Here is a 24,337-nt window from a genome sequence, read left to right on the forward strand (position 1 = left end):
CCTCTGGAATAAGTATCAATAAGGGCTGTAGCGCAAGCTGGTAATGCACATGCAGCTATCAAAAAAAGAGTGACTGAACAAGTGGCATGCCATGGCGTGCAGGTGCCTCACACAATCGGCTGATGCACCGTGACCAGCTTGGTGCCGTCGGGAAAGGTGGCTTCGACCTGGATGTCGGGGATCAGCTCGGCGATGCCGTCCATCACATCGGCGCGGGTCAGGACGGTGCGGCCTTCGCTCATCAGCTGCGCCACGGTCTTGCCGTCGCGCGCGCCTTCCATCACGGCCGCGCTGATCAGCGCCACGGCTTCAGGGTAGTTGAGCTTGAGGCCGCGCGCCCGGCGCCGCTCGGCCAGCAGGGACGCTGTGAAAATCAGCAGTTTGTCTTTTTCGCGGGGAGTCAATTCCATGGGGCTCTTTCGGGTTCGGCTTCTCTAAAATCGCAAGATTGGTGCCACCGGCTTTCGGGCAACGCCGTCGAGTGACGCGCCTGTGTGGCACAGAAGGTGCAGCAATTGTGGGCCTTTCACTCTGCCTGCCTATCATCCCTCGTACCATGGACGCCGTCGCCACGCCTTCACCACCGCCGCCTCAACCGGGCACGCCCACGGGCTCGCTGGATGAGCGCAGGGGCTCGGGCGCCGAACCCGAGGTGGCGGTGCAGCGCATCATCAAGGTCAGGCGCGACTACAACAGCTGGGTCGCCAGCGAAACGATGGAAGACTACGCGCTGCGCTTCACGCCGCAGCGCTTTCGCAAATGGTCGGAATGGCGCGTGGCCAACACCGCGTTCGGCGCGGCCTCGTTCCTGATCCTGGAGGCGGTCGGGGCGACCTTGCTGGTGAAATACGGCTTCACCAATGCCTTCTGGGCCATCATGGCCACGGGGCTGATCATTTTCCTGGCCGGCCTGCCGATCAGCATTTATGCGGCGCGCTATGGCGTCGATATGGATTTGCTGACGCGCGGCGCGGGTTTTGGCTACATCGGCTCGACGCTGACCTCGCTGATCTATGCCTCGTTCACCTTCATTTTCTTTGCGCTCGAAGCGGCGGTCATGGCCTACGCGCTGGAGCTTGTCTTCGGCATACCGCCCAAATGGGGCTACCTGATCTGCGCGCTGGTGGTGATTCCGCTGGTCACGCACGGCGTTTCAACCATCAGCCGCCTGCAGGTCTGGACGCAAGCCTTGTGGCTGGTCATGCTGGTCGTGCCTTTTGTGTATGTTTTCATGCTCGCTCCTGGTGCATTTTCAGGGGTCGTTCAGTATGGAGGCGAGAAGGGAGGCGGTGGTGACTTCAATTTGCACCTGTTTGGTGCGGCATTGACGGTCGGCATCGCATTGATCACCCAGATGGGTGAGCAGGCCGACTATTTGCGCTTCATGCCGGTGCAGACCAAGGCCAATCGCTGGCGCTGGTGGGCCGGGGTGTTCATCGGCGGGCCGGGCTGGGTGTTGCTGGGCGTGGTCAAGATGCTGGGCGGCGCGCTGCTGGCCTACCTGGCGATTTCCAACATGGTGCCGCTGGACCGGGCCGTGGACCCGAACCAGATGTACCTGGCCGCCTATGAATATGTGTTTCCGAATTACAGCTGGGCCGTGGGCGCCACGGCGCTGTTCGTCGTGGTGTCGCAGCTCAAGATCAATGTGACCAATGCCTATGCCGGCTCGCTGGCCTGGTCGAACTTTTTCTCGCGCCTGACGCACAGCCACCCAGGACGGGTGGTCTGGCTGGTGTTCAACACCGCCATCGCCTTCATGCTGATGGAGATGAATGTGTTCCAGGCGCTCGGCGAGGTGCTGGGGCTGTACTCGAACATCGCGATTGCCTGGGTCATGGCCGTGGTGGCGGACCTGGTCATCAACAAGCCGCTGGGCCTGTCGCCGCCGGGCATCGAGTTCAAGCGCGCCCATCTGTATGACATCAACCCGGTCGGCGTGGGCGCCATGGCGCTGGCTTCGCTGCTGTCGATCACGGCGCATCTGGGGCTGTATGGCGAACTGGCACGGGCATTTTCTGCGGTGATCGCCATGACGACCGCGTTCGTGGCGGCGCCGCTGATTGCCTGGGCCACGAAGGGGCGCTATTACATCGCGCGCCGCTCTGCTTCATCGGCCGCCGGGGGACTCCACAAGCGCCATGCCACCCAGCACTGCGTGATTTGCGAACGCAGCTATGAAGGCCCCGACATGGCGCATTGCCCGGCTTACCAGGGGCCGATCTGCTCGCTGTGCTGCACGCTGGACGCGCGTTGCGGCGATTTGTGCAAACCCCACGCCAGCTTGTCGGCGCAGTGGTCGGCCGCGCTGCGCTGGCTGCTGCCGCGCCCGGCCTGGCCTTTCCTGGACAACGGGCTGAGCCACTTTTTGCTGCTGATGGGGGTCATCGTGCCGTTGCTGGCGACGCTGTTCGGCCTGCTGTACCGCCAGGAGATCAGTTCGCTGGCGGAACTGGCGGCGTCCGAGTCCGCCTTGCGTTCGGGCTTTTTGAAGGCCTACATGGCGCTGCTGGTGATTGCCGGGCTGGTGGCCTGGTGGCTGGTGCTGGCGCACAAGAGCCGGCAGGTGGCGCAGGAAGAATCGAACCGCCAGACCCATCTGCTGATGCAGGAAATCGAGTCGCACCGGCAAACCGATCAGGCGCTGCAGCAGGCCAAGCGCGTGGCCGACCAGGCCAACCAGGCCAAGAGCCGCTACATCAGCGCCATCAGCCACGAGCTGCGAACGCCGCTCAACAGCATCCTGGGCTATGCGCAGCTGATGGGCGAGGACGCATCCATTCCGCCGCACCGCCAGCAGGCGGTCAGCGTCATCAAGCGCGGCGGCGAACATTTGTTGTCGCTGATCGAGGGCACGCTCGACATTGCCCGCATCGAGGCCGGCAAGCTCACGCTCAATGTCAGGCCGATGCAGTTCGCCGACTGCGTGCACGAGGTGGCCGGCATGTTCGAGTTGCAGGCGGCCGCCAAGGGCCTGCGCTTTGCTTTTGAAGCTGCAGGCCATCTGCCCGAACTGGTGCGCGCCGACGAGCAGCGGGTGCGCCAGGTCTTGATCAACCTGCTTGGCAACGCCATCAAGTTCACCGCAGAGGGCCAGGTCACCTTCAGGGTGCGCCATGCGCGCGAGATGGCCCATATCGACATCGAGGACACTGGCCCCGGAATGAGCGCGGCCGAGCTGGAGAAGATATTCGAGCCTTTTGCGCGCGGCAGCACGGCCGGGCAGAGCGTGGGCGGCTCGTCGGGCGCCGGCCTGGGCCTGACGATTGCCAAGATGCTGACCGACCTGATGGGCGGCGAGATGACGGTGGTCAGCACGCCGGGCAAGGGCTCGGTGTTTCGCATCCGGCTGTTCTTGCCGGAGGTGCATCTGGCGACAGCCAGCTTTCCTGCCACCAAAGTCCGGGATGCCCGGCGCCGGCCGCAGGGCTACGAGGGCGCGCGCCGCAAGCTGCTGGTGGTGGACAACGAGGAGCCCGACCGCGAACTGCTGGTGCAATTGCTGGCGCCCATGGGCTTCGAGCTGCGCACCGCCGCCAGCGGCCACGACTGCCTGGATTTGCTGGCGGCGGGTTATCGGCCCGACGTGATCTTCATGGACCTGGCCATGGCCGGCATTGACGGCTGGGAAACATTGCGCCGCGTGCGCAACGCGGGGCATGCCGGCATTCATCTGGCGATTGTGTCGGCCAACGCCTTTGACAAGGGGCTCGACAACGACGTGGGCATACGCGCCGAGGATTTCATTTTGAAGCCGGTGCGCCATACCGAGCTGATTGACTGGCTGGAGCGCAGCCTGGGGCTGGCCTGGCGCTATGACGCCCTGGCAGTGAACCCCGACCCGGTTGCCGCCACGCCGGCGCCGCGTGTCCTGCCCGATGCGCGCCAGCTTGCCAGCCTGCTGGAAGTGGTCCATCTGGGTTTTTACCGTGGCATCCTCAACAAGCTGGCGGAAATTGAAAAGCAGCAACCCGCCACAGCTTCCTTTGTCGAGGAGATGCGCCTGATGGCGCGTCAATTCCGCTTTGAAGCCATGGCCAGCCAGCTCACACAGAAAGAACCCGGTCATGAACTTGATGCCTGACAGCCGCCTGGACCGCACACTGGACCGCGCCAACAGCGACGTGGTGCTGATCGTTGACGACGTGCCCGACAACCTGGCGGTGCTGCATGACGCCCTTGATGAGTCGGGCTACACCGTGCTGGTGGCCACCAGCGGCGAAGCCGCGCTGCAGCGCGCCCGGCAGGCCGTGCCCGACATCGTGCTGCTCGACGCCATGATGCCCGGCATGGATGGCTTTGAAGTGGCAAGGCGACTCAAGGCGATGCCGGAAACCGCGCACATTCCCATCATCTTCATGACCGGCCTGACCGAAACCGAGCACCTGGTGGCCGCCTTGCAGGCCGGCGGCGTGGACTATGTGACCAAGCCGATCAAGCCCAAGGAAGTCATGGCGCGCATGGGCGTTCATCTGCAGGGCGCGCGCCGCGCCCGGCAGGAAGCCCGGCAGGCGGGCCAGGCGCGCAACGCGCTCGACGCGTTTGGCTACGCCAGCATGACCGTGCGCATGCATGCCGATGGCAAGGAAGATGGCAAGCTGATCTGGCAAACGCCGCTGGCGCGCGAGTTGCTCATGCGCTACTACGGCACCACGGCGCCGCAAACGCCCGAACCGGTCCTGGAATGGCTGCGCCGCCATCTGCCAGATGCCGAGCGCCAGATCGAGCCGCCGCGCCTGACGGTGGAGCAGGGGCCGCGCCGCCTGACGTTCCGGCTGCACCAGCAAACCGAGGGCAGCGACAGCGGCGGCGACTGGCTGATCGTGATGCGCGAGATTTCGGACGATGCCGTGGTCGAGGCGATAGCCTTGAGCTTCAAGCTCACCGCCCGGGAGGCCGAGGTGCTGTACTGGGTGGTCAAGGGAAAGGTCAACCGCGACATTGGCGACATCCTGGGCGCCAGCCCGGCAACGATCAAAAAACACCTGGAGCGCGTGTACGCCAAGCTGGGCGTGGAAACCCGCACCGCCGCCGCCGGCCGGGCCATGAACCGCATCCGGCAGCTTCATCCGCAGTTCGAGTGCTGAATGAAGAACTGCACTTGCCCGGCTGCCCGGTTATAATGGTGGGTTCGGTAACGCATCAGCGTTTTTCATCGAAGTCACTGTTTCATTCGGCTTCTTTCTCAAATGCGGCGCTTCCTAGAGCCCGAATTCCCAGCGATCTGGCACTGCTTTCACAGGTTTTTCAGCCTTGATGCCCACAGCACTCCTCCATTTCCTGGCGAGCACTTCCACCAACGGTGCCCACTTATGGCTCAAGCTGCCTTGGCTTTCACCTGCCTGGCGGCCAGATACCGAATACACGTTGGCTTGCTCGCAAGCTGGTTACTCTCTCCCATGAAGCCGGAAAAAATATCCGGCAAAGACTTTTATGACTATGAACGATACCCAAATAGAGGTAGGTAAATACCTTGTCTCGCCCACTGCCAAATCGCAGGGCGAAGGCCGCTTCGCGGCTTCAGTTTCCATCCGCTCCGGTCGCGGCAGCGGTACCCACGACAGGGTGCTGCGTTTCACCGGAATTTTTGACAGCGCCGCCGCTGCCGTACATTACGCTACCGAACACGCCTTGGGCTGGATTCACGAACGCTCAGCGCCGGTTTGCGCATGATGCAAAGCCAGCCCGTGTGGGCTGGCGACACAAAATAATTTTGAAATTTTTGAAATATCAGGAGTTATAGATGGCCAAAGAAGAATTGATTGAAATGCACGGACTGGTTGACGAGGTTCTGCCCGACTCGCGCTTTCGCGTGACGCTGGACAACGGCCACAAGCTGGTGGCCTACACCTCCGGGAAGATGCGCAAGAACCATATCCGTATCCTGGCCGGCGACCAGGTGTCGCTGGAACTGTCCCCTTACGACCTGAGCAAGGGGCGTATCACCTTCCGCCACATTGCCGGTCGCGGACCCGGCCCTGCGCCGCGCCAGTCGCGCTAAGCGCGCTGGCTTCAACGGCGTCCTGAAGCCGTCAATGCAGGGTTGACCGCCATGCCGGCATGGCAACGGTCAGCCAGCATCACTCATGGCGGAGACGGGCATGTGCTCCGTTTTTTTGTCCAGCACCCTTTCCGGTTCCTGGGCTTCTTCCCACGTCTCGTTGTTCAGGCCGGCCTGGAGCCGCTCCATGTCCAGCTCGTTGGTCCACTTGGCCACGACCAGCGTGGCCACGCCATTGCCGATCAGGTTGGTCAGCGCGCGCGCTTCCGACATGAAGCGGTCTATGCCCAGAATCAAGGCCAGACCGGCCACCGGCACGGTGCCCACGGCCGACAGCGTGGCTGCCAGCACGATGAATCCGCTGCCCGTCACGCCCGCAGCGCCTTTTGAGGTCAGCAGCAAGACACCCAGCAGCGTGATTTCCTGCATCAGCGTCATCGGCGTGTTGGTGGCCTGCGCGATGAAGACCGCCGCCATCGTCAGGTAAATCGACGTGCCGTCGAGGTTGAACGAATAGCCGGTGGGAATCACCAGGCCCACGGTGGTCTTTTTGGCGCCCAGGTTTTCCATCTTTTCCATCATGCGCGGCAGCACCGACTCCGACGACGAAGTGCCCAGCACGATCAGCAGTTCTTCCTTGATGTACTTGATGAACTTCCAGACGCTGAAGCCGTGGATGCGCGCAATGGCGCCCAGCACGCCAAAGATGAAAATCAGGCAGGTCAGGTAGAACGCGCCCATCAGCTTGCCGAGCGAAAACAGCGAGCCGACGCCGTACTTGCCAATCGTGAAGGCCATGGCGCCAAACGCACCGATGGGCGCCACCTTCATGATGAAGCCGACGATGGTGAACAGCACATGCGATGATTTTTCAATCATGTCGAACACCAGCGTGCCCCGGCCGCCGAAGCGGTGCAGCGCAAAGCCGAACAAAATGGCCAGCAGCAGCACCTGCAAAATCTCGCCCTTGGCAAAGGCATCGACAAACGCGGTCGGGATGACGTTCAGGATGAAGTCAGTGGTGCTGACCATCTTGCCCGGTCCGGTATAGGCGGCAATCGATTTGGTGTCCAGCGTGGCCGCATCGATGTTCATGCCGGCGCCGGGCTGGAACAGGTTGACCAGCAACAGGCCGATGATCAGCGCGAAGGTGCTGACCACTTCAAAATACAGCAGCGCCAGGCCCCCGGTCTTGCCGACTTTTTTCATGTCCTCCATGCCGGCAATGCCGACCACCACGGTGCAGAAAATAATCGGTGCGATCATCATCTTGATGAGCTTGATGAAGCCGTCGCCCAGTGGCTTCATGCTCTCGCCCACGCTCGGGTAAAAGTAGCCCAGGGCGACGCCGGCAATGACCGCGCACACCACCTGAAAGTACAGGGAACGGTAGAGCGGCAGTTTTTCGGTGGGTGCTGACGTGGTCATGGCAGGAGCGCATGGGTCGATGCGGCGGTTGGTGATCAGGATTCAATAGAGTCCGGGGCCAAAAAATATCCATCCTTGAAGCTTGCAATTTACGGGTATGGCCGGATTCGGCATTGACTTTTTGCCGCTGGTTTCAAATGTTTCGTTCGTGTCCGGCAGCGGTTGAATCCGGCGTTGGCCTACAGGCAGGGCAGGGTAAGTCGGCAGTCGTGCCGAGGACGTGGATGCCTAAAATCGGCAGATTCTCAGTTCGACCGCTTCATCCATCCAGGAGACAAGCCATGCCCTCAGACCCGACGCCTTCCGTGCGCAGCGGCTACATCCCGCCTGGCACGCTCAACCCCGACCTTCGAGTCGAATACGATCATTTGCGCGAAGAACTGGAGCGCCTGCTGACCGCGCCGGTCAAGGACTTTGCGAAGATTGACGAGCTGGTGGACCGACTTGAACAGGTTCAGCTGGCCTACAAGGAACAGCACGGCATCAAGGGCAACAACCCGAACGAGTAATGTTGCTATATTTTAAATAGCAATAAATGCCCGTCCCTATTGCGCAGGAAGCTGCTTTCACTTGAAAACGCGAATCTGCCCGACCCGCCACCAGCGTGGCAGCAGGCGCCTGACCTCTGGCCGGGCAAAGCGGTCGTCCATCAGGTAGATCACGCCGCGATCCGAGTTGCTGCGGATCACCCGGCCGGCGGCCTGGACCACTTTTTGCACGCCCGGGTACAGGTAGCTGTAGTCATAAGCCTGGCTGGCCCCAAAATTCTCGGCCATGCGTAGCTTGATTTGCTCATTGACCGGGTTGACCTGCGGCAGGCCCAGCGTGGCAATGAAGGCGCCGATCAGCCGGTCGCCGGGCAGGTCGATGCCCTCGGCAAACGAGCCGCCCAGCACGGCAAAGCCGATGCCCTGGGTTTGCGCCGTGAAGCGCGCCAGGAATTCATCGCGCGCCGCCTCGTCCATGCGCCGCGTCTGTTCCCACATCGGGATCAGCGGGTAACGCTGCCTGAAGCATTCCGCCAGTTTTTCCAGGTAGTCGTAGCTGCTCAGGAACACCAGGTAATTGCCCGGCTTTTCAGCGTATTGCCGCGCCATCAGATCCGCGATGGGCTGCAGCGACAGCGCGCGGTGCTGGTAGCGGGTGGAGATGTCGCTGACCACCCGCACCGCCAGCTGCTCGGCCATGAAGGGCGACTGCACATCGACCCAGGCCGTGTCGGCGGGCAGCCCGAGCAGGTCGGCGTAATAGTTTTGCGGGCTCAGCGTGGCTGAAAACAGCGCCACCGAGCGGGCGGCGGCAAAGCGCGGCGCCAGGAACGGCGCCGGCACCACATTGCGGATGCACAGCCGGGACCAAGCGCGGCTGCCCCTGGCGTGGGCCGGCCCGCCCGCAGCGGCATCCTGCGTGATGTCAAACAGCGAATGGCCGCCAAAGCTCTCGGCCATGCGCGAGAAATGCAGCGCATCGAAATAAAAGCGCTGAAGCGCCGCGTCCACGCGCGTCGGATGCGCCTCGATGTCGTCGGTGATGGCGCTGGTGGCCTGTTGCAGCGCCAGCAGGAATTTGTCGGGCGGATCGGGCCGCACCTGGTAAGCCGCCTGCGGATCGTGCTGCGGGTCTTTCTGCACATCGCGCCAGACGCGGTGCAGGCGGTCGAGCGGCTTTCGCAGCGCGGGCGCCGCAGCGTGCCGCACCCCCGCCAGTTCGGCCTGGTCGAGTTCGGCCGAATACATCTTGCGCGCCCGGTCCACCAGGTTGTGCGCTTCATCGACCAGCACGCTGACGCGCCACTGGTTGCCCACCGTCAGCGCATGCAGCAGGGCGCTCACGTCAAAGTAATAGTTGTAGTCGCCGACCACCACATCGCTCCAGCGCACCAGGTCCTGGCTCAGGTAGTAGGGGCACACGCCATGCGCCAGGGCCACCTCGCGCAGCGCCTCCTTGCCCTGCCGGCTGGCCCGTGGGTCTGCCAGCGCGGCACTGCGCGCCTGCGGCAGGCGGTCATAAAAGCCCTGGGCCAGCGGGCACGAATCGCCGTGGCAGGCCTTGTCCAGGTGCAGGCAAGCCTTGTCGCGCGCCACCAGTTCGACCACGCGCAGGGGCAGCGCCGGCGCGCTTTGCTGGATCAATGCCAGCGCATCGAGCGCGAGCCGGCGGCCCGGGGTCTTGGCCGCCAGAAAAAACACCTTGTCGAGTTCCTGCCGGGGCGCGGCCTTCAGCAGCGCAAAGACCGTGCCGATGGTCTTGCCGATGCCGGTCGGCGCCTGGGCCATCAGGCTGCGGCCGCTGGCGGCGGACCGGTACACGGCTTCGGCCAGGTCGCGCTGGCCGGGCCGGAAGGCGGCGTGCGGGAAAGCCAGCGCCTGCAGCGCCGCATCGCGCGCCGCGCGGTGGGCCAGTTCCTGCCGCGCCCAGCCGAGGAATTTTTCGCACTGCGCTTCAAAAAAATCCCTGAGCGCATCGGCGCTCATGCGTTCGGTCAGCAGCGTTTCCTCATGGCTGCCGATATCAAGATACACCAGCGCCAGCCGAACCTCGGGCAGTTCGAGCTTCTGGCACAGCAGCCAGCCGTAAATCTTCACCTGCGCCCAGTGCAGTTGCCGGTGGTTGTCGGGCATGGCCGCCAGGTCGCCCCGGAAGGTCTTGACTTCTTCGAGCTGGTTCTTGTCCGGGTCGTAGCCATCGGCCCGGCCGCGCACCCGCAGCTCCTGGTAGTCGCCGCTCAGGCTGAGTTCGGGCTGGTAACTCTTGCTGCGGCGCGACGCCACCAGCGCATGGCCGGCGATGCCTTCCTGGGCCGAAGGCGAGGGCGTGAAGCGCAGGTCCAGGTCGCCCTGCTTGGCGGTGAACTCGCACAAGGCCCTGACGGCGACGACATAGCTCACCCGGCGCTCGCTTTGGGCTTCAGGCGCATGGGTTCATGCAGTCGCAGGCCGTCCGGGTCATTTCGGCTTGACGTAATTCATGGCCGTGTCGAATTCCTCCCGGGACAGGAAACCGTCCTGGTTTGTGTCGGCCCGGTCAAAGTTCTTGGCCACGCCGCGAAAGCCGGACGCTTCCTGGCGGCTGACCTTGCCATCGCGGTCGCCATCCATGAAGCCGAAGGCGCGCTCCAGGTCATTGGCCGCATAGCGGGGCGCTGGCGCAGGCAGTTCGGCGGCGGAAACTTCAGAAGCGCCGGAAGACGACGCAGGCGGAGGATTCTCAACGCCTTGGGCGTGGGCGCTCAAGGCGAACAAAGCCGCTGCTGCGCTCATGCAGAGCGTCAATGCCCATGCCGGCACGGTAAACGCCCTGGCGGGCAAGGCGGAACATGATTTGAGTCGATTGGCCGTGGAAAAATTCATTGATTTGTAAAGCGAAGAGTCAAACATCCGTGCCATTGGACGCCAGTTTGCCTGGCAGCTCCAGCACTCTTGCAGCCTGTTGCGCAGCTTTACGCCGCAGGCACATCTGCCGGTGCATGATTTTGCCGGCGATGAAAGGCCGATTTTTAGCGCGATGGCAACACATGCGCCAGCGGCTGACAGCATGGCCCTTGACTGTCCGACAGGGCCGGCCGGCCTGGCTTTTCACAATAGGAAGCCTCAAGACCTTTTAAAAGCACAAGGAAACACCATGGCAACCAGCAGCATTCTGGGCGGCTCCAAACTGCCCGAGGAAATCAGTGGCAAAGACATGCACGCCCTGGGTCCGAGCGACAACTCCGACAGCGGCAGCGATGCCACGGGCGCTTACAGCGACGACGAACTGTCCAGCGACAGCGATTCCGCCGGAACCGGGGAGCGCGCCACGGTGGGCACGGACCTTGGTCACACGGACGCCGACATCCTGCCCGACCAGATTGAACAGCCGCCCGGCGCAGATGAGGAGACGGGCCTGGACGAGGCGGCGGGCGATGACCTTGACGATCTGAGCGACCTCAGCGAAGTCGAAGACCTCGCCGACGACAGCGATGAGCTGCAAGCCGATGAAGACAGCGGGGACGCAGATCCGTCCCGCAAAGCCTGAACCGAAGCGGCGAGGATGTGATTTTCAGGCCGTTGCAAGCACACGAATGCAGCCGGTGAATTTAGCGCTCCGTGACGCTGGCTGAGGCGCATCTGCATCCCTTTGCCGGCATCGATGCCGTTACCATGGGTAATTTTTTTAGCCTTCCTAACCTCGGCAAGCCCATGAAACTTTCAAAAATGGCCAGGTCTTCCACCCTTGAAGACAGATCCTTCCTGCTGCTGCTGGTGCTGGTCTCGCTGGCTTTCTTCTGGGTGCTGTGGCCTTATTACGGCGCGGTGTTCTGGGGAGCGATCTTCGCGCTGATGTTCTCGCCGATTTTTTTGCGCTTCATGAGCAAGCTGTCTCAAAGGCGCACGCTCTCGGCCCTGTTCACGGTGTCCATCATCCTGGTGCTGGTCATTTTGCCCGTGGGGCTGATCAGCGCCCTGCTGACGCAGGAAGCGGCCGGCGTTTACCAGCGCGTGCAGTCCGGGGACTTGAGCTTTGGCCGCTATTTCCAGCAGATTTATGATGCGCTTCCGGCGTGGATCACCAGCCTGCTCAACCGCTCGGGGCTGAACAACCTGGGCCTGATCCAGGAGCGCGTGTCGGACAGCCTGACCAAGGGAAGCCAGTTCATTGCCACGCAGGCCCTGAACATCGGGCAAAACGCCTTTGATTTTTTCGTCAGCTTTTTCATCATGCTGTACCTGATGTTTTTCTTTTTGCGCGACGGCGCCGCGCTGTCCAGGCGCATCAAGCAGGCCATTCCGCTCGAAGAAGACATCAAGCGCAATCTCTTCAGCAAGTTCACCACCGTCATTCGCGCCACCGTCAGGGGCAATATCGCGGTGGCGGTCATGCAGGGCGCGCTGGGCGGCCTGATCTTCTGGTTCCTGAACATTCATGCGCCCGTGCTGTGGGGCACGCTGATGGCTTTCCTGTCGCTGCTGCCCGCCGTCGGCGCGGCGCTGGTCTGGATTCCGGTGGCGATTTATTTCCTGGCGACCGGCGCCATCTGGCAGGGCGTGGTGCTGATCGCCTTTGGCGTTCTGGTGATTGGCCTGGTTGACAATGTCTTGCGCCCGGTGCTGGTCGGCAAGGACACCAAGATGCCCGACTACGTGGTGCTGGTTTCCACGATTGGCGGCATGTCCCTGTTCGGGCTGAATGGCTTTGTCATCGGTCCGGTGATTGCCGCCATGTTCATGGCGGCGTGGGATATTTTCAGCAAGGCCCGGCAGGATGCGCCGGTTGAGCCGCCGCCGGCCTGAATTTTCGATGATTCAGGCCTTTTGCGCAGGTGGAATAAGCCTGTATAGCTATTGTATTTGTAGCGACTGATGTCCCTGTTTCCAACCGACCCAGGGTTCTTCATAGCAATGCGTGATGCAAATCACTCGTTTGGGGGATAGCCATCGGCAAGCTCTTTGGTCACGATGACTGGACAGTGCACTCATGCACTGTTCAAGAAAAAGTAACAAGGGAGACGAAGATGCTTATCTTCAGCAGTCGTGAACTCGAAAGCCGGGCCGACGCATTGGTTTGTCAGCAAACATTCACCGCCGATTTGGCTCACCGGGCGCTGGCCACGCTGGAGCACACGCCGCAGGCCATGGCGGGGCGCTGGAAAGTGTCGCAAATCGACAGCGATGTCGATGATGCCGACTCGATGCAGGCCTTGCTGCCCATGTTCCAGGAGTCGCGGCCACTGCTGCTCTACCTGCATGGCTACAACAGCACGCCTGCCGCGTGTTTTGAGCGCTGTGACCGCTTGCAGTCGCTGTATGGCCTGGAAGTCGTCAGGTTTTCCTGGTCCTCCAAAAAACACCGACCGGGCGATGGCGACCTGCCTGACTTCTTGCCGCGACTGGGCGAGCACGGCTATGTGCAGCCCAGCGACTGCCTGCACCAGCTTGACCCGGCAGCGGCTGATCCGGATGGACCGGCTTGCTCCTGGTGGCTGGTGATGGCGCTGACCGGCAGCCCCGCGCATTAGCGCATCAGCGCATCAGCGCCCAGGCCGGCTTCACCTTCAGGGGAACATCAATGCTGATTGCCACCTTTAACGTCGAAAACATGTTTAACCGTACCAAGGCGATGAACGGGGCGACATGGGCCGAGGGCAAACCGGCGCTGGAAGCACACCAGGCGCTCAATACCTTGTTTGAAAAGGCGGTTTACAGCAGCGCCGACAAGACCCTTATGCTGGCCTTGCTCAAGGCCAGCGGGCTGCTCAAATCCGACGAGGGGCCGCTGATGCGGCTGCGCAAGATTCGCGGACAGCTGATCAAGAGGCCGCGAACCGGGGAACCCGAAATCGTCGCCAGCGGGCGCACCAGCTGGATTGGCTGGGTCGAGCTGAAGACCGAGCCGGTCAATGAAGTGGCCACGCAAAACACCGCCCGGGTCATCGCCACCCTCAACGCCGACGTATTGGGCGTGATGGAGGCCGAAGACCGCACCACGCTGCGCCTGTTCAACGAACAGGTGCTGGGCGAAACCAGCATCGATCACCTCCTGTTCAACGCCTACCACCACGTCATGCTGGTGGACGGCAACGATGACAGGGGCATCGACGTGGGCCTGCTGACGCGCCGCGACTACCCGGTGCTGTCGATCCGCTCGCATGTGCATGACGCCGACGCGCAAGGCCTGATCTTCAGCCGCGACTGCGCCGAATACCAGCTTGGCCTGCCCAGCGGGAAACGGCTGTGGGTGCTGCTCAACCATTTCAAAAGCAAGGGCTACGGAGAGCAGGCCGCGAACAACGCCAAGCGCAAGCGGCAGGCCGCGCGGGTGCGCGAGATCTACGACGCGCACCTTGCCGAAGGCGACGAATGGCTGGTCATGATGGGCGACCTGAACGAAGTGCCCGGCAACGCCCCCTTGAACCCGCTGCTGCGCGAAGGCTCAAGCCTGCGCGACGTGGCCGGCCACCCGCAGTATGACAATGGCGGGCGGCCCGGCACCCATGGCAATTGCACCGCCTCGGGCAAGTTCGACTACATCCTGCTGTCGCCCGGATTGTTCGACAAGGTCAAGGCCGCCGGCGTCGAGCGGCGCGGCATGTGGGGCGGCACGAACGGAACCCTGTGGCCGCACTTCAAGGAAGTGACGCGCGCCGAGGAAGCGGCATCGGACCATGCGGCGGTGTGGGTGGAGCTGGATATTTAGCCGGCAAGGCCAGCCGGAGTGCCGCCATGCTTGCAACCTGGTTGACTGGCCGTGAAAAGGAGGCGGGTTGATGCGAATACTCGCGCTGCTGTTGATCTTCTGGTCGTCGCTGCCTGGCGCGCAGCCGGTGCCGGCGGCGGTGGCTCCGGTCGTGCTGCTCAGCCAGAGCGGGGCGCTCGGGCCTGCGCATGCCGACTACCTGCGGCGCGGCCTGGACAAGGCCGCCGCGCTCAAGGCGCAACTGGTCGTCATCCAGATGGATACGCCCGGCGGGCTGGACCTGTCGATGCGCACGGTCATCAAGGACATCCTGGCTTCGCCCGTGCCCGTCGCCAGCTTTGTCGCGCCCAACGGCGCGCGCGCGGCAAGCGCCGGCACCTACATCCTGTACGCCAGCCATGTCGCAGCGATGGCGCCGGCGACCAACCTGGGCGCGGCAACGCCGGTGTCGCTAGGCCCCCAGCCCGCAGCACCGCGCGAACCCGCTGCATCCCGGGACAAATCCGGGACGGACAATGCACCGTCATCGGCGCAGGCGATGCTGAACAAGCAGACCAACGACGCGGCCGCCTACATTCGCGGCCTGGCCGAGCTGCGCGGGCGCAACGCCGAATGGGCCGACAAGGCGGTGCGCGAGGCGGTCAGCCTGTCGGCGCAGGAGGCGCTCAAGCTGAACGTCATCGATGTGGTGGCCGCCGACGTGCCGCAACTGCTCAAGCAGCTCGACGGCCGCAAGCTGTCGGTGCTGGGCCAGGAAAGGCGGCTGGCCACCGCCGCCGCCGAAATCATCGACATCCAGCCGGACTGGCGCACCCGGCTGCTGGCGGTCATCACCGACCCGGGCATTGCCTACATTTTGCTCATGATCGGTTTCTACGGCCTGCTGTTCGAGTTCTACAGCCCCGGGCTGGTCGCGCCCGGCGTCATCGGCGGCATCAGCCTGCTGCTCGCGCTGTTCGCCCTGCAGCTGCTGCCGGTCAGCTACACCGGCCTGGCGCTGATCGCGCTGGGCGTCGGCCTGCTGGTGGCCGAGCACTTCGCGCCGGGTTTTGGCCTGCTGGGGCTGGGCGGCATCGTGGCCTTTGTCATCGGCTCGGTCATGCTGATCGACACCGACGCGCCCGCCTACCGTATTCCATGGCCCTTGATTGCCGGCGTGACGCTGGCCAGCGCCGGTTTTTTGCTGGTCGTGCTGAACTTCGCGCTGCGCGCGCGCCAGCGGCCGGTGGTCAGCGGCCGTGAGCAGCTGCTGGGCGCGACCGGCGAAGTCATCGTCAACCCCGACGGCAGCTTGTCGGCAAGCTTCCTTGGCGAAGTGTGGAAGGTTCGTGCGAACGCCCCGCTTGGGCGCGGTCAACAGGTCAGGGTGGTCGGCATCGACGGGCTGGTGCTCAGCGTCGAACCCGTTCGCCCGCAAGGAGAGGCAACATGAACATCGAATTCGGCTGGCTGGGCGGCGCACTGCTGGTGCTGCTGCTGATTGTTTTTTTGCTCAACGCGGTGCGCATCTTTCGCGAGTACGAGCGCGGCGTCGTCTTCACGCTGGGGCGCTTCTGGCAGGTCAAGGGGCCGGGGCTGGTCATCATCATCCCGATCATCCAGCAGGCGGTGCGGGTCGATCTGCGCACCGTGGTGCTGGAGGTGCCGACGCAGGACGTGATCTCGCGCGACAACGTGTCGGTCAAGGTCAGCGCCGTGGTTTATTTGCGCGTCATCGACCCGCAAAAGGCCATCATCCAGGTGGTGGACTACCTCAACGCCACCAGCCAACTCGCGCAGACCATGCTGCGCTCGGTGCTGGGCAAGCACATGCTCGACGACATGCTGGCCGAGCGCGAGAAGCTCAACACCGACATCCGGCAGGCGCTCGATGCGCAAACCGATTCGTGGGGCATCAAGGTCGCCAACGTCGAGATCAAGCAGGTCGATCTGACCGAATCCATGATCCGCGCGATTGCCCGCCAGGCCGAGGCCGAACGCGAGCGGCGCGCCAAGGTGATCCATGCCGAGGGCGAACTGCAGGCTGCCGAAAAGCTGTTCCAGGCGGCGAAAATCCTCGCGCAGGAGCCGCAGGCGATCCAGTTGCGCTACCTCGAAACACTGACGGTGATAGGCGCCGACAAGAACACGACCGTGATCTTTCCGCTGCCGATGGATTTGCTGACGCCGTTTTTGGAAAAGCAGAAACGGGCCGAAGGCTGAAAAGCGGACCCCGGCTGGCATCCAAGCCTCGGCGCTGAATCAGACCCGGCGCGTTTCGCCCACCATGATGTCCACGCCCGCGCCGGCAAAGTTGGCCAGGTCGGCGGCGGTGGCTTGCCCTTGCGCTGAAGCCATGGCCGCCTGGATGGCCGCCATGGAGTCGAACTCCAGCACGGCGACCAGGTAAGCGCCATGCTTGCCCGCCATGCCCATCACGTCACCGCTGGTCACTTCATAGCTGCGCAAGCCGGGCAGCGTCTTGGCCAGCGGCAGATGCTTGTTGAAGTAGTAGTCATCGAATGCAGCGGTGTCGGCGGGCTGCTGGTAGATCGCGAAAAGCTTGGCCATAGGGTTGTCTCCGGTCTGTTGTGTGGCTCGGCCCGCAAGGCGCGGGCCGGGATGCAATTTACCAGTTGGGCGGGTGCCATGGCCAGCTATGCGTCAGCCTTAACATCGGCAATTCCACGTACAGGAAAGCCATCACATGACCAATCTCGACAAAGTACCACCCGCCGAGCCTGAAGCCGTCGCGCTCGGGCCTTTGCTGGGCCGCTTGCGCGAACTGATCGCGCAGGCGCGCACGCAGGCGCTGCGTGCGGTGGATGCGATCCAGGTTCATACCTGCTGGGAAATTGGTCGCTATATCGTGGAGTTTGAGCAGCAGGGGCAGGCGCGCGCAACGTATGGCGCACGCCTGTTGCCGCAACTGGCCGGGCGCTTGACGCAAGAGTTTGGCCGGGGCTTTGACGCCAGCAATTTGCGCAATATGCGGACGTTCTACCAGGCGTTCCCAATTCGTGACGCACTGCGTCACGAATTGAGCTGGACACACTACCGGCGACTATTGCGGGTCGAAAGCGAAGCTGCCCGCCAGTGGTACGTGAGCGAAGCGGTCCGCCAGAACTGGAGTTCCCGCGCGCTGGAGCGGCAGATCGGCACGCTGTATTACGAGCGCCTGCTGGCCAGCCAGGACAAGGCCGCCGTGGCGGCGGAAGCCAGCGCCTTGCTGGCGCCGCTGAGCCAGACACCGCGCGAATTTGTCCGCGACTCGGTGCTGCTGGAGTTTCTGGGCCTGCCGGGTACCGGGCGTTTGCTCGAATCCGATCTGGAACAGGGCTTGATGGACAAGCTGCAGGCGTTTTTACTGGAACTGGGCAAAGGCTTTGCATTCGTGGCGCGGCAGCAGCGCATCAGCACCGAGAGCAAGGACTTCTACATCGACCTGGTGTTCTACAACTATTTGCTCAAGTGCTTTGTGCTGTTTGACCTGAAAACGGGTGAGCTGGCCCATCAGGACATTGGCCAGATGGACATGTATGTGCGCATGTACGACGAGCTGAAAACCGGGCCGGACGACAACCCCACGGTGGGCATTATTTTGTGTTCGCAAAAAGATGCTTCGGTGGTGCGCTATTCGGTGCTGAATGGCAGCGAACAGCTGTTTGCCAGCCGCTACAAACTGGTGCTTCCGTCAGAGGAGGAATTGCGGCGGGAGCTGGACCGGGAACGGGCTAGTTTGATGGGGCAGGTGGAGGCGGATGGCCCTGCCGATGCGGGCGGTTGAAATTACGCCTGTTTCGGCTGCCGGTTTTGTATTTGTTAAGAATTTTAGGCCGCTAGCGCTTGCTGGGTATGCGCAGAATGCTATTTAATTGGTAGCAAACAAGACGGGTTTTTTTAACCAATCGCCAGCCGCACCGGCTTCCCGATGCGGCTCAGCATATTGACCAGCGTGTCAATCGTGAACTTGCTGGACTTCATGTTCACCACATCGGATACACGCGGCCGCGACACCATCAGGATTTGTGCCGCATCGGCCTGCTTCAAATGGTTGTCGCTGATCCATTTTGACAACTCGCCCATCAGCTGCTCTTTCAGCACCTGGGTGTCATTGATCTGCTGCCTGGATTCCGCCTGAAAGCGCTCAGCCTCGCTAGGCGCAAAACCGAGTTCGCGGAACAGGTTAGCTCCGGGTTTTGTGATGTGGCGGACTTGGGTGTCAATATCAATCGTCATTTGCTGGCCTTTCTTTCTCTTGCCACGGCGCGGTAGCGTGCCTCGGCGAGGTCTTTGTCGTGTTTGCTCCCACATCAAGGCAGCTTTTATAAAACCTCTGTATTCGTAATAGTCTTATTAAAACCAGCTGCTAGCGATGAAAAACCTATAGTCGAACTATTTCCCAGACATCATGATCGATGTCCATCTCGAATTTTGCGAATCTGGACTCATGCACTGCGAAGCACAGCAGATGTGTTGGCCTGGAAAATCCAACATAAACCATCTTCGCCGACTGTTTGATCAGATTGTGCGCATTGGCTGCTATGGCATTACCTTTCAGGGAAGCTATCAAACGCTCGGACTCATAATTTCCACCACCACCTTTTTTTTCATAAAATGTTTCCATGTACAAGGTCGCCGTGTGAGTTTCTCCCTTCACGCGATGTACCGTCGATACCTCCACTTTGAAGCCGTTGCACTGAAAAACATTTGCGGTTTTGTTATTAGCGCTGATTGGTGCTGAACTAGGGGTGTTGCCTGTTTTGTTTATAAAATTGCTGCTATTATTTATTCGAGTTCCGAATTGAGAAATGAATTCAGGTAGATTGATTTTTATGTCTACCAATACTGCAGCGCTTTCTCCTTGAATAACGCTTAAACACCATTTGTATAGCTTTGCTTCAAATGCAGAAAAATAGTTGGAATTGGCTTCTTTTAGGAAGTCACGCATTTTGGATTTCGTGTATTGTGATTTATCAGCACCAACAATCTCTTCCTCTCTCAAGATTCTAAGAAGTGAATTGCAAATATTTCGCTCGATGGAGAACAGCGTTCTATCTTCCTTATCGTAATTCGTGATGTAGCTCTCAAGTGTCAGATATTCTGTAGTTCGCTGTTGTTCTTGCCTGGAAAAATCTGGGAAATAGTCGGCGAGGCGTAATTTTCCATCTTCCTTTTTAGTTGTCCATGCAATTGCTTTATATTTGTTACGTGGACTTGCCGAAATGCTTCCGTCATTTATCAGGAAATTAATAATTTCTGAGAAGCGAGGAATTACATATTCTTTGTTTTTCTCTGAAAATATAATTAAGTGAGGTTTGATGCGAACGTCACTCCCGTCCGTATTTTTCCTCCGTCCTTCAATTCTCAGGGGAGATATGGCGAATGGGCTAACGACTCCGGCAAGTATCGAACTCAGTCGATAACTACCATTTAGTTCCAAGACGGTTTGGCGATCATTCCAAAATGGCTGTGAGACAGCTTCTTTTGCATCATAAATAGACTGATTTTTATCACCTATTCTTTGATAGATGGAGTTACTCGTTCCATCATCAAAAAAAATTTCTTCTAAAAGATTGTGTTGATGCTTTTGAAGGTCTTGCATTTCATCAACAAAAACATATGTAAAACGCTTTTGAAGAAAAAGTTTAATGGCTGGATTTCTTTCGAGTGAAACGCTTGCAAGAAAATATGCATCGTCATAACAAAGACATCCAGCATCAAGAATTTGGGCTTTAAATTTATATATCCATGAGCGAACATTCTTTTTTTCGGTCGAATTCCAGTCGATGTAGTTCTTGGTCTTTCCCTTCGGCTTTTTGAAATCAATCTCTTTTCCACAATAGCCATCCGTTAGAGTCTTTTTCCCTTGCAAAAATGACCAGCGTATGCTTTTGATATTTGCTCTAAGCCAATGCTTGGCATTGTTGCTGTCTTGTGGAGTAAGATTTTTGATGTTGTAGGGCGGCTTTGAAAATTTTTGATTATAAATGTCATCATCAATTCGTAGGGGTGCTTTCTTGTATTTGTCGATATAAAACGGAATTGCAACGAACTTGTCAACGAAGCTCTGAATTGTCCCTACATGATTAGGATATTTGAAAAGGTTAGTGCATGCAAAACCTATCTTATTTTTTATTTCATCTATAGCAGCGTTTGTGTGTGAAATAACCAAGATGCCAGAGCCATCGCTAAATGGCAAATAACGGTCAAGAATCAGTAGTTTCGCAAGTAGGGCGGTTGTTTTGCCACTTCCAGGTACAGCTTGTAAATCAAGTGTCCCAAAATTTCGAATGAATTCTCTACGCTCCTCATCAAAGATGCAGCCAAGAGGTAGAAGTATTCTTTCGGCATATGCAATATCGTCATCTGAGACGTTAAGTTGTACAAGCATATTTGATAGCGTCAACTAAGTATTTGATATGGATATCTTCAGCTATTTTGGTTTTGTCAATTTCGCCCTTTGAAATTGCTTGTGCCAGCCGGCTTGCAATCTCTGTTTTCTTTAAGCTTTTATTTTTTAACTTTTCAGCTAGTTTTGCATCGAAGTCTGTCCAGTCTGTTTTGCTATGCACAGTCTTTGTGATCTCTGCAAATTTTTCTCTGAAGGTGCTTGACTTAGAAAGACAGTATTCGAGTGTCCATTGAGGTGCAATAAATGACTTTACACATTGGCCATCGTATTTTTCTTTTTTCAGTCTACATGCTTCGGTAAGCTTCTGTTTGTCGCCTGGGATTGGTCCATCTTCGTCGTTTGGAGCGATATCCACATCAGTAATAATGGCTACTGGTAGTATGAGGTGCGGAATTTTTTTTCTTTTGAAAATATTTGCATAGTGAATAAAGGCAATACTTGCTACGTTTATAACGGAAACACCCTTTTCGGTGAGGTTGAAGTTTATTAGTTTTGCAAACTCTGGTAATATTAATTCTTCTGCCCATCCTTCCACAAGAATAGTTCCTTTTGAAAAGAATAGATTCGCCTTTGTTACATCTAAAAATCGTTGAAGAAATACGTAGTCATCAGTGTTTAATTCTGTGTTTTCGGCATTCATAGAAAATGCATTGCCTCCGCTACAAATAATCAGATTTTTGAGCTCTAGTTTTGAGCCAATATTGGGACTGTGTGTAGTAAGTATTAGTTGTACTTCATCATGTTTTTGAAACGTCTCAATTGCTTGCATCTGTGCTTGTGGATGTAAGTGGGCTTCAAGCTCTTCTACTAATCCAAGGCGTATTCCTGTCCAGTTATTTTTGTTTAAGTGCAGAAGTTCGGATGCCATGAAAAGTCTATTCAGGGTACCCAATCCTGGTCGGGTTTCTCCTTGAATAGATAGTTCGAGTTTTTCTAGGAGGTTCTTTAGTTGACCTCGTTCTGTAACAGCTAATTCAGTTTTTTTGTCTGGCTCATAAAGTGCTTGTACGTATGTATCAATTTGATCTTTTAAACTTTTACCAAATTGATCCGTAATTTCTACACCCATCAGATCTGTTCCGTTGAAATAATTCTCTATAGATTCGTTAAAGTTTGCTAATTGCCCCATTAGTAAATGGTCAGTTCCACGATTTTTGAATGCCTCATGTCCAACGAGAATTTGAGAAAGACGAGAATTCTTTCTTGCAACTAATTCCTCTTTGGCATCTCTGAGAGGCTTGAGGTACGTTACTTTTAGGTACTCTTTCGCTTCTGGACTAAGTTGTCTCCCATCGGCATCAGCTCCGGCACGTACTTCATAGGGGGAAACTTGGTTAGTAAGGAGATTCTTCTTGACATCAAGTATGAGTCGTAGGGATGGAACTGTAATTCCATCGAGTATTTCCCAAGACAAAAATTCTGTAAAATTTTTACCCTCCTCTGGCTTAATATCTGCCAAAGTTAGCTCGATTCTTAGTCTGTTCTGTCCTACATGAAAATCGTCATCATCGATTCGTAGCCAGTCATAACTATGCGTTTTCATCACAAGGCGAATCGCATCTATGATTGCAGATTTTCCAGAATCGTTTTCACCTATTAAAACATTTAGGCCAGAGTTGAAGTCTAGATAAAGATTTGGTTTTTCCAAGATAAATGTTGAGTTGTCGCCATATTTTCGGAAATTCCATAGTTTTATCTTTGAAAGATGCATATTGATTTTATTTCTTACTGTTTTCTGCTTTGAGTAACATGATAAGTTTACTTTTGAAAAAATGTCAGTGGTGAACTTCGCGACTCTCTCGCATGACAAATTGAGGGGTTTTGACAACTTATGCCATGCTTCATACGCCACACGGCGTATTCCCCAACCCCGCATGCTTCCCTAAAGTCTCCTCATCGCGACGAAAAAGGCCTGTTTTCCAGGCCCCACCCAGCGAGATGGAAACTTGTCAACCCATACCGGAGAAGCACTCATGCAACGTCGATTCACCCTCAAGGCGCTCACCGCCGCCGTCGCCCTGACCACCCTGTCCGCGCTGCCCGCGTATGCGGCCGAAGACACCATCAAGGTCGGCATCCTGCACAGCCTGTCGGGCACCATGGCGATTTCCGAGACCGTGCTGAAAGACACCGTCTTGATGGCGATTGACGAGATCAATGCCAAGGGCGGCGTGATGGGCAAGAAGCTCGAACCCGTCGTCGTCGATCCGGCCTCTAACTGGCCGCTGTTCGCCGAAAAGACCAAGCAGCTGCTCGGCCAGGACAAGGTTTCCGTCATCTTCGGCTGCTGGACTTCGGTGTCGCGCAAGTCGGTGCTGCCGGTGGTCGAGGAAATGAACGGCCTGCTGTTCTACCCGGTGCAGTACGAGGGTGAAGAGCTGAGCAAGAACGTGTTCTACACCGGCGCGGCGCCGAACCAGCAGGCGATTCCTGCCGTCGATTATTTGATGAGCAAGGCCGGCGGTGGCGCCAAGCGCTGGGTGCTGCTGGGCACTGACTACGTGTACCCGCGCACCACCAACAAAATCCTGCGCGCCTACCTCAAATCGAAGGGCGTGGCCGACAAGGACATCGACGAAAAATACACGCCGTTCGGCCATTCGGACTACCAGACCATCGTGGCCGACGTGAAGAAGTTCTCGCAGGGCGGCAAGACGGCGGTGGTCTCGACCATCAACGGCGACTCGAACGTGCCTTTCTACAAGGAACTGGGCAATGCCGGCCTGAAGGCCAAGGACGTGCCGGTCGTGGCGTTCAGCGTGGGTGAAGAGGAACTGCGCGGCGTGGACACGAAACCGCTGGTCGGCCACCTGGCTGCCTGGAACTACTTCATGTCGATCAAGAATCCGACCAACACCGAGTTCATCAAGAAGTGGAGCGACTACGCCAAGGCCAAGGGCATCGCCGGCCACAAGGACAAGCCGCTGACCAACGACCCGATGGAAGCGACCTATATCGGCATCAACATGTGGAAGCAGGCGGTTGAAAAAGCCAAATCGACCGACACCGACAAGGTGATTGCCGCCATGGCCGGCCAGACCTTCAAGGCGCCGTCGGGCATCCTGTCGAAGATGGACGAGAAGAACCACCACCTGCACAAGTCGGTGTTCATCGGCGAGATCAAGGCCGACGGCCAGTTCAACGTGGTCTGGAAGACGCCCGGCCCGGTGAAAGCCAAGCCATGGAGCCCGTACATCGAAGGCAATGCGTCCAAGCCTGACGAGCCGGTCAAGGGCATGAGCGTCGTCAAGAAGTAACGCTGATTCGGGGCCTCCGCGGCCCCGCTTTTGCAAGGAAATTGCAGTCTGGGCGCCACCCCGTGGAGCGTGCCCGCCCAACCT

General features: G+C 58.6%; 21 protein-coding genes. 13 read left to right on the forward strand and 8 right to left on the reverse strand.

The genetic code is table 11. The features are described from left to right. Positions 1 to 107 precede the first annotated feature (107 nt). Positions 108 to 410 carry an urease subunit gamma gene (locus tag PNAP_RS04880; protein ID WP_011800388.1) on the reverse strand — a complete coding sequence of 101 codons (303 nt, stop codon included), beginning with the start codon at positions 408 to 410 and terminating at the stop codon, positions 108 to 110. A gap of 146 nt (positions 411 to 556) precedes the next feature. Here PNAP_RS04880 and PNAP_RS04885 point away from each other — a divergent pair, with 146 nt between their 5' ends. From PNAP_RS04885 to infA, 4 genes are all read left to right on the forward strand, one after another. Then, positions 557 to 4,084 carry a hybrid sensor histidine kinase/response regulator gene (locus PNAP_RS04885; RefSeq protein ID WP_011800389.1) on the forward strand — a complete coding sequence of 1,176 codons (3,528 nt, stop codon included), beginning with the start codon at positions 557 to 559 and terminating at the stop codon, positions 4,082 to 4,084. Beyond that, the gene (locus PNAP_RS04890) at positions 4,077 to 5,087 is read left to right on the forward strand and encodes a response regulator transcription factor (protein ID WP_011800390.1); all 1,011 of its coding nucleotides are present in this window, start codon (positions 4,077 to 4,079) and stop codon (positions 5,085 to 5,087) included. Before PNAP_RS04885 ends, PNAP_RS04890 begins: the two co-directional genes overlap by 8 nt. Before the next feature lie 346 nt (positions 5,088 to 5,433). Next, positions 5,434 to 5,673: a hypothetical protein gene (locus PNAP_RS25520; RefSeq protein WP_011800391.1), complete on the forward strand. Its 240-nt coding sequence runs from the start codon at positions 5,434 to 5,436 to the stop codon at positions 5,671 to 5,673. 70 nt (positions 5,674 to 5,743) lie between these two features. After that, the gene (gene infA / locus PNAP_RS04895; RefSeq protein ID WP_011800392.1) at positions 5,744 to 6,001 is read left to right on the forward strand and encodes a translation initiation factor IF-1; all 258 of its coding nucleotides are present in this window, start codon (positions 5,744 to 5,746) and stop codon (positions 5,999 to 6,001) included. A 69-nt stretch (positions 6,002 to 6,070) separates the two neighbouring features. On the opposite strand, the gene PNAP_RS04900 is transcribed toward infA, so the two are convergent. Further along, positions 6,071 to 7,429: a dicarboxylate/amino acid:cation symporter gene (locus PNAP_RS04900; protein WP_011800393.1), complete on the reverse strand. Its 1,359-nt coding sequence runs from the start codon at positions 7,427 to 7,429 to the stop codon at positions 6,071 to 6,073. A gap of 281 nt (positions 7,430 to 7,710) precedes the next feature. Here PNAP_RS04900 and PNAP_RS04905 point away from each other — a divergent pair, with 281 nt between their 5' ends. Beyond that, positions 7,711 to 7,938, forward strand: coding sequence for a hypothetical protein (locus PNAP_RS04905; RefSeq protein ID WP_041376530.1), 228 nt, complete (start codon positions 7,711 to 7,713; stop codon positions 7,936 to 7,938). Between the two features lie 57 nt (positions 7,939 to 7,995). Here the strand turns inward: PNAP_RS04905 and PNAP_RS04910 are convergent, their stop codons facing one another. Continuing rightward, on the reverse strand, positions 7,996 to 10,317 hold the full coding sequence (locus PNAP_RS04910; RefSeq protein ID WP_011800395.1) for an ATP-dependent DNA helicase: 2,322 nt from the start codon (positions 10,315 to 10,317) through the stop codon (positions 7,996 to 7,998). Positions 10,318 to 10,374: 57 nt separating this feature from the next. Continuing rightward, positions 10,375 to 10,779 carry an EF-hand domain-containing protein gene (locus tag PNAP_RS25525; RefSeq protein ID WP_198140672.1) on the reverse strand — a complete coding sequence of 135 codons (405 nt, stop codon included), beginning with the start codon at positions 10,777 to 10,779 and terminating at the stop codon, positions 10,375 to 10,377. A 271-nt stretch (positions 10,780 to 11,050) separates the two neighbouring features. Between PNAP_RS25525 and PNAP_RS24880 the strand changes: the two genes are divergently transcribed. The 6 genes from PNAP_RS24880 (at position 11,051) to PNAP_RS04945 (ending at position 16,804) form a co-directional block, all read left to right on the forward strand. Further along, positions 11,051 to 11,443, forward strand: coding sequence for a hypothetical protein (locus PNAP_RS24880; protein WP_011800397.1), 393 nt, complete (start codon positions 11,051 to 11,053; stop codon positions 11,441 to 11,443). A 179-nt stretch (positions 11,444 to 11,622) separates the two neighbouring features. Further along, entirely contained in the window at positions 11,623 to 12,699 is a 1,077-nt protein-coding gene (locus tag PNAP_RS04925; protein ID WP_041377010.1) for an AI-2E family transporter, read from the forward strand. A gap of 221 nt (positions 12,700 to 12,920) precedes the next feature. Continuing rightward, positions 12,921 to 13,424: a hypothetical protein gene (locus PNAP_RS04930; RefSeq protein ID WP_011800399.1), complete on the forward strand. Its 504-nt coding sequence runs from the start codon at positions 12,921 to 12,923 to the stop codon at positions 13,422 to 13,424. Between the two features lie 50 nt (positions 13,425 to 13,474). Beyond that, the gene (locus PNAP_RS04935) at positions 13,475 to 14,602 is read left to right on the forward strand and encodes an endonuclease/exonuclease/phosphatase family protein (protein ID WP_011800400.1); all 1,128 of its coding nucleotides are present in this window, start codon (positions 13,475 to 13,477) and stop codon (positions 14,600 to 14,602) included. 70 nt (positions 14,603 to 14,672) lie between these two features. Further along, the gene (locus PNAP_RS04940) at positions 14,673 to 16,034 is read left to right on the forward strand and encodes an NfeD family protein (protein WP_011800401.1); all 1,362 of its coding nucleotides are present in this window, start codon (positions 14,673 to 14,675) and stop codon (positions 16,032 to 16,034) included. Next, positions 16,031 to 16,804, forward strand: coding sequence for a slipin family protein (locus tag PNAP_RS04945; protein WP_011800402.1), 774 nt, complete (start codon positions 16,031 to 16,033; stop codon positions 16,802 to 16,804). The genes PNAP_RS04940 and PNAP_RS04945 overlap by 4 nt, the downstream gene beginning before the upstream one ends. 39 nt (positions 16,805 to 16,843) lie before the next feature. Here PNAP_RS04945 and PNAP_RS04950 read toward each other — a convergent pair whose 3' ends face one another. Next, a complete protein-coding gene (locus tag PNAP_RS04950) occupies positions 16,844 to 17,152 on the reverse strand; it encodes an EthD family reductase (protein WP_011800403.1) in 309 nt (102 codons plus the stop codon). Between the two features lie 136 nt (positions 17,153 to 17,288). On the opposite strand from PNAP_RS04950, the gene PNAP_RS04955 reads away from it, so the two are divergent. Then, complete coding sequence (locus PNAP_RS04955; protein ID WP_011800404.1) at positions 17,289 to 18,368, forward strand: PDDEXK nuclease domain-containing protein; 1,080 nt, start codon at positions 17,289 to 17,291, stop codon at positions 18,366 to 18,368. Between the two features lie 113 nt (positions 18,369 to 18,481). Here PNAP_RS04955 and PNAP_RS04960 read toward each other — a convergent pair whose 3' ends face one another. The 3 genes from PNAP_RS04960 to PNAP_RS25535 all read right to left on the reverse strand — a co-directional run bounded on the left by PNAP_RS04960 (position 18,482) and on the right by PNAP_RS25535 (position 22,707). Continuing rightward, positions 18,482 to 18,814, reverse strand: a complete 333-nt coding sequence (locus tag PNAP_RS04960) for a helix-turn-helix domain-containing protein (RefSeq protein WP_041377011.1) — start codon at positions 18,812 to 18,814, stop codon at positions 18,482 to 18,484. A 151-nt stretch (positions 18,815 to 18,965) separates the two neighbouring features. After that, positions 18,966 to 20,975: a UvrD-helicase domain-containing protein gene (locus PNAP_RS25530; protein WP_011800406.1), complete on the reverse strand. Its 2,010-nt coding sequence runs from the start codon at positions 20,973 to 20,975 to the stop codon at positions 18,966 to 18,968. Continuing rightward, positions 20,959 to 22,707, reverse strand: coding sequence for an ATP-dependent nuclease (locus tag PNAP_RS25535; protein WP_157040213.1), 1,749 nt, complete (start codon positions 22,705 to 22,707; stop codon positions 20,959 to 20,961). The genes PNAP_RS25530 and PNAP_RS25535 overlap by 17 nt, the downstream gene beginning before the upstream one ends. Before the next feature lie 262 nt (positions 22,708 to 22,969). Between PNAP_RS25535 and urtA the strand changes: the two genes are divergently transcribed. Further along, the gene (urtA, locus tag PNAP_RS04970) at positions 22,970 to 24,253 is read left to right on the forward strand and encodes an urea ABC transporter substrate-binding protein (RefSeq protein ID WP_011800408.1); all 1,284 of its coding nucleotides are present in this window, start codon (positions 22,970 to 22,972) and stop codon (positions 24,251 to 24,253) included. Positions 24,254 to 24,337 lie beyond the last annotated feature (84 nt).

It is taken from the genome of Polaromonas naphthalenivorans CJ2 (genome assembly GCF_000015505.1).
Classification (GTDB): Bacteria; Pseudomonadota; Gammaproteobacteria; order Burkholderiales; family Burkholderiaceae_C; genus Polaromonas; species Polaromonas naphthalenivorans.

What these genes read in the sequence shown, in the direction of transcription:
- PNAP_RS04950 (WP_011800403.1), bottom strand. Translation starts at nt 17,152, where the DNA reads ATGGCCAAGCTTTTCGCGATCTACCAGCAGCCCGCCGACACCGCTGCA.
- PNAP_RS04900 (WP_011800393.1), bottom strand. Translation starts at nt 7,429, where the DNA reads ATGACCACGTCAGCACCCACCGAAAAACTGCCGCTCTACCGTTCCCTG.
- PNAP_RS04940 (WP_011800401.1), top strand. Translation starts at nt 14,673, where the DNA reads ATGCGAATACTCGCGCTGCTGTTGATCTTCTGGTCGTCGCTGCCTGGC.
- PNAP_RS04880 (WP_011800388.1), bottom strand. Translation starts at nt 410, where the DNA reads ATGGAATTGACTCCCCGCGAAAAAGACAAACTGCTGATTTTCACAGCG.
- PNAP_RS04925 (WP_041377010.1), top strand. Translation starts at nt 11,623, where the DNA reads ATGGCCAGGTCTTCCACCCTTGAAGACAGATCCTTCCTGCTGCTGCTG.
- PNAP_RS04930 (WP_011800399.1), top strand. Translation starts at nt 12,921, where the DNA reads ATGCTTATCTTCAGCAGTCGTGAACTCGAAAGCCGGGCCGACGCATTG.
- PNAP_RS25520 (WP_011800391.1), top strand. Translation starts at nt 5,434, where the DNA reads ATGACTATGAACGATACCCAAATAGAGGTAGGTAAATACCTTGTCTCG.
- PNAP_RS25535 (WP_157040213.1), bottom strand. Translation starts at nt 22,707, where the DNA reads ATGCATCTTTCAAAGATAAAACTATGGAATTTCCGAAAATATGGCGAC.
- infA (WP_011800392.1), top strand. Translation starts at nt 5,744, where the DNA reads ATGGCCAAAGAAGAATTGATTGAAATGCACGGACTGGTTGACGAGGTT.
- PNAP_RS04955 (WP_011800404.1), top strand. Translation starts at nt 17,289, where the DNA reads ATGACCAATCTCGACAAAGTACCACCCGCCGAGCCTGAAGCCGTCGCG.
- PNAP_RS04905 (WP_041376530.1), top strand. Translation starts at nt 7,711, where the DNA reads ATGCCCTCAGACCCGACGCCTTCCGTGCGCAGCGGCTACATCCCGCCT.
- PNAP_RS04935 (WP_011800400.1), top strand. Translation starts at nt 13,475, where the DNA reads ATGCTGATTGCCACCTTTAACGTCGAAAACATGTTTAACCGTACCAAG.
- PNAP_RS04885 (WP_011800389.1), top strand. Translation starts at nt 557, where the DNA reads ATGGACGCCGTCGCCACGCCTTCACCACCGCCGCCTCAACCGGGCACG.
- PNAP_RS25525 (WP_198140672.1), bottom strand. Translation starts at nt 10,779, where the DNA reads ATGAATTTTTCCACGGCCAATCGACTCAAATCATGTTCCGCCTTGCCC.
- PNAP_RS25530 (WP_011800406.1), bottom strand. Translation starts at nt 20,975, where the DNA reads ATGCTTGTACAACTTAACGTCTCAGATGACGATATTGCATATGCCGAA.
- PNAP_RS04890 (WP_011800390.1), top strand. Translation starts at nt 4,077, where the DNA reads ATGCCTGACAGCCGCCTGGACCGCACACTGGACCGCGCCAACAGCGAC.
- PNAP_RS04945 (WP_011800402.1), top strand. Translation starts at nt 16,031, where the DNA reads ATGAACATCGAATTCGGCTGGCTGGGCGGCGCACTGCTGGTGCTGCTG.
- urtA (WP_011800408.1), top strand. Translation starts at nt 22,970, where the DNA reads ATGCAACGTCGATTCACCCTCAAGGCGCTCACCGCCGCCGTCGCCCTG.
- PNAP_RS24880 (WP_011800397.1), top strand. Translation starts at nt 11,051, where the DNA reads ATGGCAACCAGCAGCATTCTGGGCGGCTCCAAACTGCCCGAGGAAATC.